General features: G+C 49.4%; 10 protein-coding genes. 1 reads left to right on the plus strand and 9 read right to left on the minus strand.

The window, feature by feature from the left end:
• The first annotated feature begins 98 nt into the window (after positions 1–98).
• Positions 99–602 (plus strand): ribosome biogenesis factor YjgA, encoded by a 504-nt coding sequence (gene yjgA, locus EGC76_RS06440; RefSeq protein WP_128352184.1) that lies wholly within the window; start codon positions 99–101, stop codon positions 600–602.
• On the opposite strand, the gene tldD is transcribed toward yjgA, so the two are convergent.
• From tldD to EGC76_RS06485, 9 genes are all read right to left on the minus strand, one after another.
• Positions 599–2,044, minus strand: coding sequence for a metalloprotease TldD (gene tldD / locus EGC76_RS06445; protein WP_128352185.1), 1,446 nt, complete (start codon positions 2,042–2,044; stop codon positions 599–601). The genes yjgA and tldD overlap by 4 nt on opposite strands.
• Positions 2,019–2,900 carry a carbon-nitrogen hydrolase family protein gene (locus tag EGC76_RS06450; protein WP_246013919.1) on the minus strand — a complete coding sequence of 294 codons (882 nt, stop codon included), beginning with the start codon at positions 2,898–2,900 and terminating at the stop codon, positions 2,019–2,021. The genes tldD and EGC76_RS06450 overlap by 26 nt, the downstream gene beginning before the upstream one ends.
• Positions 2,794–6,765 (minus strand): YhdP family protein, encoded by a 3,972-nt coding sequence (locus tag EGC76_RS06455; protein ID WP_128352186.1) that lies wholly within the window; start codon positions 6,763–6,765, stop codon positions 2,794–2,796. Before EGC76_RS06455 ends, EGC76_RS06450 begins: the two co-directional genes overlap by 107 nt.
• A 2-nt stretch (positions 6,766–6,767) precedes the next feature.
• Positions 6,768–8,237, minus strand: a complete 1,470-nt coding sequence (gene rng / locus EGC76_RS06460) for a ribonuclease G (protein WP_128352187.1) — start codon at positions 8,235–8,237, stop codon at positions 6,768–6,770.
• Entirely contained in the window at positions 8,234–8,809 is a 576-nt protein-coding gene (locus EGC76_RS06465) for a Maf family protein (RefSeq protein ID WP_128352188.1), read from the minus strand. The genes rng and EGC76_RS06465 overlap by 4 nt, the downstream gene beginning before the upstream one ends.
• Complete coding sequence (gene mreD / locus EGC76_RS06470) at positions 8,799–9,281, minus strand: rod shape-determining protein MreD (protein WP_246013920.1); 483 nt, start codon at positions 9,279–9,281, stop codon at positions 8,799–8,801. The genes EGC76_RS06465 and mreD overlap by 11 nt, the downstream gene beginning before the upstream one ends.
• Complete coding sequence (mreC, locus tag EGC76_RS06475; RefSeq protein WP_128352189.1) at positions 9,271–10,143, minus strand: rod shape-determining protein MreC; 873 nt, start codon at positions 10,141–10,143, stop codon at positions 9,271–9,273. Before mreC ends, mreD begins: the two co-directional genes overlap by 11 nt.
• An 8-nt stretch (positions 10,144–10,151) precedes the next feature.
• Positions 10,152–11,195: a rod shape-determining protein gene (locus EGC76_RS06480; RefSeq protein ID WP_128352190.1), complete on the minus strand. Its 1,044-nt coding sequence runs from the start codon at positions 11,193–11,195 to the stop codon at positions 10,152–10,154.
• Positions 11,196–11,292: 97 nt separating this feature from the next.
• The gene (locus EGC76_RS06485; RefSeq protein ID WP_128352191.1) at positions 11,293–11,805 is read right to left on the minus strand and encodes a type II secretion system protein; all 513 of its coding nucleotides are present in this window, start codon (positions 11,803–11,805) and stop codon (positions 11,293–11,295) included.
• Between the last annotated feature and the right edge of the window lie 67 nt (positions 11,806–11,872).

Here is an 11,872-nt window from a genome sequence, read left to right on the forward strand (position 1 = left end):
CGAATGGACGAATAACGAATAACGAATAACCAATATCGTTTTTGTATTTATAACTCGTGTTCAGGTACAATTCGCTCGGAAACACAGAGGCGACCCCCATGACCGAATTTGAGCACGACGACGATCTTGTCAGTAAATCAGAACTAAAACGCGTAGCCGAAGCTCAACAGCGACTCGGTGAGCAACTTGTTGCCTTGTCAGAAGGCAAACTTGCCAAAATCCCACTCGACGAAGAGTTACTCGACGCGATTCATCTGGCTCAGCGCATTCGCAACACGCGTGAAGGTTACCGCCGTCAATTGCAGCTTATCGGTAAAATGATGCGCCATCGCGACACCGCACCGATAGAGCAAGCACTAGCTGAACTGGAAGATGCCCACAACGAACAAAGCGCGCTATTCCACCAGCTTGAAAAATATCGCGACAGTATTTTAGCCCGCGGCGACGAAGCAATTCAGCAGTTTATAGATAGCTACCCGAATGCTGATCGCCAAAAGTTACGTCAGTTTTATCGCCAAGCGAATAAGCAAGCCCAGCAAGGTAAATCACCAGCTGCTGCGCGCGAATTATTCAAATATTTACGTGAGGTGGTCACCCTTTAATCGGTGCCACCCACGGTTAATGCATCTAATTTGAGCGTCGGTTGGCCAACACCAACCGGCACACTCTGCCCATCTTTACCACACACACCCACACCTTGGTCGAGTTCTAGATCATGGCCAACCATAGAAACTTGACGCATCGCGTCTGGCCCATTACCGATGAGCGTGGCTCCTTTAATTGGTGCGGTAATTTTACCGTCTTCAATTAAGTAAGCCTCTGATGCAGAGAACACAAATTTCCCCGATGTGATATCCACTTGGCCGCCTGCAAAGTGCGGTGCGTAAATACCACGTTTTACACTACCAATAATGTCTTGCGGGTCATGTTCACCGGCTAGCATGTAGGTATTCGTCATGCGTGGCATTGGCAGGTGCGCGTAACTCTCGCGACGTCCGTTACCGGTCGGGCTAACACCCATTAATCGCGCATTCATTTTATCTTGCATGTAGCCAACTAAACGGCCTTTTTCAATCAACACGTTGTAACCAGCTTCGGTACCTTCATCGTCAATAGCTAGTGAGCCACGACGGTCATTGATGGTGCCATCATCAACAATGGTACACAGCTCAGAGGCAACCATTTCGCCAATTTTACCGGCATAGGCTGATGCCCCCTTGCGGTTGAAGTCACCTTCTAAGCCGTGGCCAACCGCTTCATGCAGCAGAACTCCCGGCCAACCTGCGCCAAGCACTACCGGCATTGTTCCCGCTGGTGCAGGCCGAGCCTCAAGATTTACCAAAGCTTGTCGAACTGCTTCGTCAGCAAATGTCTTCCAGCGCGGTTTTTCACCGATGGTTTGCGCGAAATAATGATAGTCAACACGAGCACCTCCGCCCGCGCTGCCGCGCTCACGACGACCATCGTGCTCGACTAATACGGTACAATTCACCCGGACTAATGGGCGGATGTCGGTCGCAAAGGTGCCGTCAGTTGCGGCAATCAGTACTTCGTCATAGCTACCGCTAATACTCGCAATAACTTCGACCACGCGAGAGTCCAAACTACGTGCATAGGCGTCAATTTCACGCAACAGATCAATCTTTGCTTGTTCATTTAAGCTTGCCAACGGATTCACCGCTGCGTAGCGCTTAATATGTGGCGCCTGAGTAAACGCACAGACCTGCTTATTTGCGCCAGCCAAACTGATACCGCGAGCAGCAGCAGCCGCTTTCTGAAGCGCGTGCGGCGAAATGTCGTCCGCATAAGCAAACCCGGTTTTCTCACCATGTATGGCGCGCACGCCGAGACCAGCTTCGATATGGAAACTGCCTTCTTTGACGATGCCATCTTCGAGCACCCAGGATTCATTAATACTGCTTTGCAGATAGATATCCGCAAAGTCGATATCACCTGTATATAAGGTTGCCAATGATGTATGCAGAGCATCACGGTCAAGACCATGATGCTTGAGGAGATTATCTTGTACGCTCTGTGCTTGCATGAAGAACCTTATTACTGCGTTTAAAGTGGTCCGCTACCGGAATGTCTTGTCGAATTTTATGAATGTCGCTGACCGACACCAGTGCCGTTGCTAAACTTGGTTTTGTTTGGTCTGTTTCAGCTAATATGCGGCCCCACGCGTCAATTACAAGCGCGTGGCCGAACGTTTGGCGGCCATTTTCATGTTCGCCTGCTTGTGCGGCGGCAACCATAAAACATTGCTGCTCAATGGCACGCGCGCGGGTCAACACATGCCAATGGGCAGCGCCAGTCACTTGCGTAAATGCTGAAGGCAACAGAAGAATGTCCGCGCCAGCGCTTCGCAATGCCCGAAACAGTTCTGGAAAGCGCACATCATAACATACCGCTAACCCCAATGTGCCAAACTCAGTGGCCACAGTGACCACCTCAGTACCAGCTTCGGTCCAACTGGATTCTCGGTAGCTGCGCGTATTATCGGCAACGTCGACGTCGAACAGATGTATTTTATTATACCGAGCGACGCACTCGCCTTGCGGGTTATAGACGAGGCTTGCCGCGTAGAACTTATTGTCGTCGGTATGATTAATTAACGGAATGGTGCCACCGACCAACCACACGTTGTAACGACGTGCAAGTTCAGCCAGGCCCGCTTGCATCGGCCCCTCATTTGGTAACTCTGCCAACTCGCGCTGACGTTGGTCGCCCGCCCCGAAACATAGGCAAGCCTCAGGCAAGACGACCAATTGTGGTCGGTGTTCGGGGAGCTGCTTAAGTAGCGTCTCGATTGTTTGAAGATTCTGACTCGGTTGTGGGCTGCTGGTCATTTGCAGCGCCGTCATTTGTACCTGCTTCAGGTTCTGCTGATTCTGTATCATTGCGCACCTCCGGTGGAATTGGCGCGTCGCGACTGTCGCGCGCAACTTCTTCAATGGTCGGCTCGTCCATAGTGCCAGATATTTTATACTCGAGCCGGCTGATTACTTTAGCATCGTGCAACATACGATCAATGACCAGGGCTGCAAGACCAGAAGGCGGATTAATCATCCATGCCAAAATTACCGGCAGACTGGAAGTAACTTTCGGCACAAACTGAAGATCATAGTTAAGCGTACGCGTCATCAAGTTGGTTTGTCCTTTAACTTCCATGTCACCCGCAGCACCATTAAGTTCGGTATTATTGGTGTTTACGATGCCATTTACGATGTTAAAGTCGCCGCTAAAATTGGTATAAAACAGTCCGTTTGCAAACACATCACGAAAATCAAAGCGCAACTTCCGCAGAATACTATCGAGACTCAGCAATGAAAATAGTCGTGCGCCGCGGTCACTCACTTCGTTGAGATACCCCTGCCCTAGTCGCCAACCAATGTTGCCATTGAGTGATGCTGCGTCAAAATTCTGCGGCGCCCCCAAATAGCTTAGATCAAATGTGATTCTGGCTTCGCTGTCACGCACCATTGAAGTGAATTCATAGTTCTCAAGAAACTCACCAAAGTCGGGCGAGGTAAACTCACCGAAAATTCGTGTTTGTGGGTGTTGCGTGCTCGTTTCGAGTGCCCAACTGCCTTCTGCGGTAATGGTGTGATTTCTATGTTGCGCCTTAAAGTTAACCAGTTTTAACAGGTTGCTTTCGCCACTTAAATGTAAATCCACTTCACCCAATTCATAAGGCCCATAGCGGCAACGTTTACATTGCAGATATATGTCCGGCAAATGGTTAAAGTCTTTGGGAGATTTTGCAATTTTCTCTGCCACCGTACTTGCGTCATCAAGAACCTTTGCAGCTGAATTGCTGGTGCCCAATTCTATGAACTCTGCATTCAATCGCAGTTCAGGTTTACTCGCCTCAACCTCTGCGGTTGCGCGCGTCGCCGGCACAAGTAAGGCATCGCTGAGCATTTGCGCCGACTCAATCCGCGCATTCCAACCACGTTCGGCAGGCCAGGCGACCATAACGACATCCGTCAACTGATTGTCCTTAAAATAGACCCGTGGACTAATTAGCTGAATATAATCTGGCTGCAATAAACTGGCCAGCTGTGTTTCACCGGCACCTTCTGGAATGAGTTGCTGAAGCTGTTCATAAGTGGCCGACCAACGCTCCACATCAGCGTCTGGCAGATTCACGTCGACGGTGAAAACTGGGTTCAGCCGAACCACATTCGGGTTAGGTGACTGACTGAACGATGGCCCAACGCGCGCGTAGCCGGTTTGGAGTTGCTCACCCTTGCCGTCAAATTGGAGTTCGACCAGCACGTGCTCACCCACCTCGGCATTTACCAAAATGCTGTCTTGGCTGCCGGAAACCAATAATTCGAGTTCTTGCGCCTGCCCGGTGTCTTTATTTAAGGGCGCAGGAGCATTGACTGTAACACCATCAAGATTTGCGGTTTGCTGCCAACGAAACGAATAACCACCTTGTTTGGGTAGACTTAGATTAAACGCTGCATTCCATGGCATCTCTCCTGCAACCAGTGGTTCGAATTTCTGCAACGCCCAGTTGCCGGCAGCTGTGACATCAACAAAATAGTCGTTCTCACGCTGGCTACTATTTAGCGTTATCGCTACAGGGAAGTCGCGCCACTGCATTGAGAGTTGTTCTGCTGTTATTACATCATTGCGAAAATCAACGCGACCGCTAACGTCAGTAAACGTCTCTTTAAGGCTGCGCACCGTAAGTTCGTTGCCTTCCAGCTCGGCAAAGCCTTCAGCAATGACTTGAGCGTCTTTTTTAAGTGGTATCGTCAGTTGCAGTTGACTGGTTAACGGCCCACGCAGCTGCAGTTCAGCAAAGGTAGCGCCTAAACTGTTTGCTAACGGGCTATCGTCAAATACTGGCTTAAGTTCTTTCGCGTCTCCGGCAATATCAGCCTGAATATCTAAATACGCATTTTGCCCGGCCAAGATATCCGGCAATACCACATCAGCACGGTTTATTTGTACATTACCGAGTTGACCGTTTTCAGCGACAATATGCATGCGCTCATTACGGAAATTAATAACTGCATTTGCGTCATAAACGGGACGCCAATTCGGTTGAAACTTATAGTTCAGCTCACTTAAACGCGCCCGAGCTTCGAACGCACCCTGCTTGTCGTGATACGGGAAGCGCTTCAAATCACCGCGCCACACCATGGCGATTTCTTGCGCTTGCCCGCCTTGAATTGCAACAGACAAATAGTCATGCAATCTATCGCCCATGACAACGGGTAAGCTATTACGCAGGGTTTCGGCCGAAATCGGTTGTTCGTTTAAGCTGCGCGCTAAGGCATTTACATAGATTGAATCTTCTGTAGGCTTAAGCGTTGCAGCCAGTCCAATCGGGAACCCTTCCAAATGCAACTCGCTGGTCGGGTCCACGCGTAACTGCCAATCGCCATCGCCGTACCAAGAGAAATCACCAGACATTGCCAATTTTGGCAACGCCCACGGGTCATCATAGTCTAATGCTACGCTATTAAACGCCGCGTTAACGCCATCAAGCCGCCAGGCGACGCGCTCACCAGCACCATACAGTCGAAGGTTGACGTTCGAAAGCCCTGGTACGCCACCAAATTGGCCCCAACTCAGCGCTTCACCACTGGCTGACCAACGCATAGGCCCTTTTAATTGGTTCTCGAACACCACATCAATCACCCCCTGAGCGTCGCGGTCAGCAAGCTGATTGCTCACCGCGGCACCTTGGCTACCAAGCAAGTTGAGTAACTCCAACATCGGTGGCAATGGAATATCATTCGCACTAATTGCCGTGCTTGTGGGGGTTTGCTCCCAGCTAAATGTGGGGAGTATCCAGCTACGCTGGTTGTGCTCAATAGTTATCGGGTTTGAATTTACGCGCCAGCCGTTTTGGTAAGGGCGTAATTTAAGCTCACCGCCAGGCACGCGCAGCTGATGGGTTTGCTCGCCGACTTGCCACACCAAAGCTTGCTCACCGAGCTGTAACAGGCCGTCGGTGAATTGATTTTGCTGAAAGTTCAACCAAAGCTTATAGTTAAACTCTGCATTTTTGATTTGTGTATCAATAACTTGCTGCTGAACCCAAGGTGTAATATTTAACTTATGAGCAGCAACATAAACTTGCCCATCCAACGCGCGGGCATCACTACCTTGCACATCAATGATGACATCGAGGGTATTATCGGACACATCTGAAAATACGAGCTTTCCTACACCTTGGTGGCGTTTGTTCTGGTTGTTCCAACGCAGCTCCTGAATATCAATGGCGCGAGTCACCCCAATTAAATTAACCAGTTCCAGCGTACTTTCGGTTACCTGAATATAATCGAGCTGATTCAACAACAATGAAGTTAGTTTATCCGACAAGGTCAAGTCGGTTGCATCATCACTGCCGTAGCTGTCACGCAGGTCGTAATGGAGTCGCATGGCGTCCAATTGCACCCGTTCAAACTGAAGGCTAACTGTGCTGGCACTGCTCCAAAAGTTGATATGTACTCTGGCTTCGCCAATTTCAACACGGGTGGCTTTGGTTGCATCAGGGCGCACTACAAGCTCGTGCAATATCAGTTCGGGGCCTGTACGGCTCCAATCCGCGCTTATTTGCGCAAGGCTTACTTCAATGGCATAGCGATTACTTAGAAAGGTTTCTACCTGTTGGGTTACGTCTGGCAACTGCGGCAATAGATACCGTAAGCCACTAATGAATAGCGCAAACAGCACCAGCACTACTGCAATGCTATACAGTAGGGTTCTATAGATAAACCCGAATGCCTGACGCGCCATAGTTACATCATTACCACATCAAACTGCTCTTGATTGTACAAAGGCTCAACCAGTACTTTGACTTGTTTGCCTATGAACACTTCAAGTTCAGCCAGAGCATGTGATTCCTCGTTAAGCAGCATTTCAGTGACCGCTGCCGATGCATAGACCACAAAATGATCCGCAGCATAAGCACGGTTAACCCGCACAATTTCACGCATTACCTCATAACACACGGTTTCAATGGTCTTCATAGACCCGCGCCCGCCACATACGGGGCACTCTGAGCACAGCACATGCTCTAGGCTCTCCCGGGTGCGTTTTCGCGTCATCTCAACCAAACCCAATGAAGTGAAACCGTTGATTGAGGTCTTTGCGCGGTCTTTGCCCAGCGCCTGCTCAAGACTGTGGAGCACACGCCGGCGATGATCCGCGTTTTGCATATCTATAAAATCGATAATAATAATGCCGCCGAGGTTGCGCAGCCGAAGTTGTCGCGCAATGGCTTGTGTCGCCTCGGTGTTGGTATTAAAAATGGTTTCTTCCAGATTGCGGTGCCCAACAAAACCACCGGTGTTGATATCAATGGTGGTCATTGCCTCGGTTTGGTCGATTATGATAGAACCACCGGACTTTAGTTCAACCTTGCGGTCAAGCGCGCGTTGAACTTCATTTTCGACGTCAAATAAATCGAATATCGGCCGTTCGCCACTGTAATATTCCAATGCATCACTAAGCTCTGGAATAAATTCTTTCACAAACTCGTTAAGCAAGTCATAAGTAACCCGCGAATCAACACGAATGCGTTCAATTTGTTCACCGACAAAGTCGCGTAGTATGCGACATGACAGATTTAAGTCTTCGTAAACCAAGCCGATTTTGCGCATGCCTTTACGGCGCGCTTGAATGGTGTCCCATAAGCGCCGCAAAAATTTAGCATCACGTTGTAACTCGTCATCCGCAGCACCTTCTGCAGCTGTACGAACAATAAAACCGCTGTCGCCGTCACAATAAGGCATCGCGGCTTTTTTTAGGCGCTCGCGCTCTTGCTCGTCTTCAATGCGCTGCGAAATGCCCACATGGGGAGATTGCGGCATTAAAACCATGTAGCGTGATGGAATGGTGATATCGGTGGTTAGGCGTGCGCCTTTAGTGCCCAGAGGATCTTTCACCACTTGCACCAGAATTTGTTGCCCTGGGCGCACGAGCTGTGCAATATCTGCCGTCGGTAATGTACCGCGCGCGATGTCTTCGGCTTGCTCCAACTGCGTGACGATATCCGATGCATGCAAAAAAGCTGCTTTGTCTAAGCCGATATCAATAAAGGCTGCCTGCATACCAGGCAACACGCGTGACACCTTGCCAACATAGATATTTCCAACAAGCCCGCGTTTGGCTTGCCGCTCAATATGTATCTCTTGCAAAATTCCGTTTTCAATTAAAGCAACCCGAGTTTCTGTGGGCGTGACGTTCATCAATATTTCTGCACTCATGCGCGCCCCTCAATGGTTTGTATTAACTGTTCGGTTTCGTACATGGGTAATCCCACCACGGCGAAATAGCTGCCTTCTAGGTGCGTCACAAACTTCGACGCTCGACCTTGAATACCGTACCCGCCAGCTTTATCCTGCGGTTCTCCACTGTGCCAGTAAGCCTCAATTTCAGCTTCCGACAAGGCTTTGAAGGTAACGTTTGCGCTACTCACTACAACGTCTTCAATGGAATTTAGCACCCCAGCAACCGCGGTCACTGCCTGATGTGTGTTACCTGAAAGCATAGTCATCATGCTCACAAAGTGTTGATAGTTTTGTGGCTTCTCGAGCACTTCATTGCCACATACCACAATCGTGTCGGCGCCGAGCACTAACGTGCCTGCATCACAAAGTTTGGCACCTGCCTGTGCTTTGCTAAGCGCCAAGCGCTGAACATACGCTAACGGCGTTTCATGCGGTTGAATCTGTTCAGGAACCTGCGGCCGCACCACAGAAAAGGGCCGGTCTAATAGCTGCAACAACTCAAAACGGCGTGGTGAGCCCGATGCCAGTGCTAATGCCTTAGCGGACAAGGTAATGCCTCCGGTACTTACGTAAAATCAAATACACCCAGGGCCAAGCTATGGCTGACGAAATAACTGGATATAAGTAAGAGCCATGAAACATTGCATCGTTCAATACATGTTCAAGTTCATACACCAACACCCGCTTTACCAATACCAACACTGCCACGATTAAAGCTTGTTGGGTAAAGGAGTAATTACGAATACGTTGAAAGTGTCGAATGGCAGGATACGCCATAATTAATAATGCTGTGGCATAAATACCAAACACTGAGCCCATCAGAATGTCAGCAACCAGACCGAGAATAAGTACGGTACCCATACCAACGCGATGCGGTAATGCCATGACCCAATAAATAATCACCAAGCTTAACCAATCTGGCCGCCAAGCTTCTAAAAACGCAGGCATTGGCATAACCATGAGCACTAAAGCCACGAGGTAACTCACTAAGAGCGGCAGCAGTCCAGATTTAATCCACATTATCTGCACCCTCTTTATCATCATAAACTGGTTGTTCTGTTGCGCTGCTTGGCCATAACAACAACACCGTTCGAATGCGATCTAATTGCGCAAATGGCTGTGCCACCACGCGTGCATATTGCAAGCGTTCGTCACGATCAAATTCGATGATTTCTGCGACCGGATATCCCTCAGGAAAAACCCCGCCCAAGCCGGACGACATCAGCTTATCGCCAACTTCAAGTTCACTCGAGTGCGGTATAAATAGAAGTTCAAGTCGCTGCAAGTCGCCGGTACCACGCGCTAGCACACGAATGTCGTTACGTTCTGCGCGTAGAGAAATAGCATGACTTTGATCTGAAATGAGTAATACGCGCGCAGTGCCGCGACCAACACTTAGGATTTGCCCCACAATGCCACGGTTATCGAGCACCGGCTGGCCTTCGTAAACACCGTTGGCACTGCCCTTGTTGATAACCACTTGATGGGAAAACGGGTCGGTTGCCACTGCCACCACTTCGGCTGCCATGCGACGACTTGTCTCTCGCACTTCCGAGTCCAGCAGCTGCCGCAATCGATCGTTCTCGTTTTCTAAAAAGTTTAAACGTTGAACAGCCATTTGCAGCTCTTGCAGCTCTTGTTTTAGAGCCTTGTTCTCTTCGCGTAACGTGGTTCGCGTTGTGGACAAATAAACTAAACGGTCAAGCACTTCTTCAGGCAACACAGCGAGGTATTGAACGGGAGCAACAAGGGTAGATAAAAACGAACGCACCGGCTGCATGGTATTCAGCCGGTGGTCTAAGAACATCACTGTAGCAGCGCAAGTAAGCGCCAGCACCAGTCTTGTAAGAAGGCTGGGCCCTCGATCAAATAGCGACTTCATGGTGTCGCTTACTCATAACTGAACAGGTCACCGCCGTGCATGTCGATCATTTCGAGTGCTTTACCACCGCCACGAGCAACACAAGTCAGCGGGTCATCAGCAACAATTACTGGTATTCCAGTTTCTTCCATCAATAAGCGATCAAGGTCACGCAACAATGCGCCACCACCGGTAAGAACCATACCGCGTTCAGAAATGTCAGACGCAAGTTCTGGTGGTGATTGCTCTAAGGCAACCATTACGGCACTCACAATACCCATTAACGGCTCTTGTAATGCTTCTAAAATTTCGTTGCTGTTCAAGGTGAATGAACGCGGCACACCTTCAGCAAGGTTGCGACCACGCACTTCAATTTCGCGAACTTCCTCACCTGGGAAGGCCGAGCCAATTTCGTGCTTAATTCGTTCAGCTGTGGCTTCACCGATTAATGAACCAAAGTTACGGCGTATATAATTAACAATGGCTTCATCAAATTTGTCGCCACCAATACGAACCGACGAAGAATAAACCACACCATTTAACGAGATAATCGCAACTTCAGTGGTACCACCACCGATGTCCACCACCATAGAACCGGTTGGCTCAGATACAGGTAACCCTGCACCAATTGCGGCAGCCATTGGTTCGTCAATTAAATAGACTTCGCGAGCACCAGCACCAAGGGCTGATTCACGAATGGCACGGCGCTCAACTTGCGTTGAACCACATGGCACACAAACTAAAACACGCGGACTTGGACGAAAGTAATGACTATCGTGCACTTTCTTAATAAAGTGCTGCAGCATTTTTTCAGTCACATAAAAGTCAGCAATCACGCCGTCTTTCATCGGCCGGATTGCTTTAATGTTACCCGGCGTACGACCCAACATTTGCTTCGCCGCGTGACCGACTGCCGCCACACTTTTGGGGCCGCCTGAGCGTTCTTGTCGAATCGCCACAACTGAAGGTTCGTTCAGCACGATGCCTTCGTCTTTAACGTAAATAAGTGTGTTTGCTGTACCCAAGTCGATCGATAGATCGTTTGAGAAGATGCCGCGTAACTTCTTAAACATGAGGGGATGTTCCCTTACTCGTAATTTGGTGGACTGAATAACCGTGTAACTTTACCAAGCTGACACCGCGCGGGCAAGCGCGTTCTATCGGTTGTTTCTAGCTGCAACTGCCTACCCGAATATAACCTTGGCTTTGAATGCAAAGGTTACGGGCGTTGGGCCCTGCTATTTGTATTTCGACACTGCTTTGACCACAGTTTTCGGCGGCGGTTGCATGGTTCACCGATACTGGGCATCCAAGCGCATTAAATCGCAGTTCAGACGTAGCACCTAGTATACTCGAAACAACTGTCAACGTGTTGTCATTGGGCACATTGATTAAGCGTTGTGCGCTCACGGCCTGGCCACAATCATAGGGCGCGACCTGCGTGCTAGTAAAAGAAACCCCATAACAGCGGTTTACAACGTCCTGCATAGCCTGCTGCTGCTGTAACCGCAACAAGCTCATCAATTGCCTTTCTGTCACCACTTGATCAACGCCGCCTGAACCAAAAATACGCGGCCCTGCCGTAACGGCCAAAATACCAACCAATACAATAACAATAATCAGCTCTACAAGCGTGAAGCCTTGCTGATTATTTACATTTTTACTGGCGATAATGTTCCGCATATTGATCCAATTATGCTCACTTGCTATGACTCACTATATATATGCAGTGTAAACGAAAAAAGTGTAG

The sequence above is a fragment of the Pseudidiomarina gelatinasegens genome (assembly GCF_004025325.1).
Classification (GTDB): domain Bacteria; phylum Pseudomonadota; class Gammaproteobacteria; order Enterobacterales; family Alteromonadaceae; genus Pseudidiomarina; species Pseudidiomarina gelatinasegens.

What these genes read in the sequence shown, in the direction of transcription:
- yjgA (WP_128352184.1), top strand. Translation starts at nt 99, where the DNA reads ATGACCGAATTTGAGCACGACGACGATCTTGTCAGTAAATCAGAACTA.
- tldD (WP_128352185.1), bottom strand. Translation starts at nt 2,044, where the DNA reads ATGCAAGCACAGAGCGTACAAGATAATCTCCTCAAGCATCATGGTCTT.
- EGC76_RS06450 (WP_246013919.1), bottom strand. Translation starts at nt 2,900, where the DNA reads ATGATACAGAATCAGCAGAACCTGAAGCAGGTACAAATGACGGCGCTG.
- EGC76_RS06455 (WP_128352186.1), bottom strand. Translation starts at nt 6,765, where the DNA reads ATGGCGCGTCAGGCATTCGGGTTTATCTATAGAACCCTACTGTATAGC.
- rng (WP_128352187.1), bottom strand. Translation starts at nt 8,237, where the DNA reads ATGAGTGCAGAAATATTGATGAACGTCACGCCCACAGAAACTCGGGTT.
- mreD (WP_246013920.1), bottom strand. Translation starts at nt 9,281, where the DNA reads ATGTGGATTAAATCTGGACTGCTGCCGCTCTTAGTGAGTTACCTCGTG.
- mreC (WP_128352189.1), bottom strand. Translation starts at nt 10,143, where the DNA reads ATGAAGTCGCTATTTGATCGAGGGCCCAGCCTTCTTACAAGACTGGTG.
- EGC76_RS06480 (WP_128352190.1), bottom strand. Translation starts at nt 11,195, where the DNA reads ATGTTTAAGAAGTTACGCGGCATCTTCTCAAACGATCTATCGATCGAC.
- EGC76_RS06485 (WP_128352191.1), bottom strand. Translation starts at nt 11,805, where the DNA reads ATGCGGAACATTATCGCCAGTAAAAATGTAAATAATCAGCAAGGCTTC.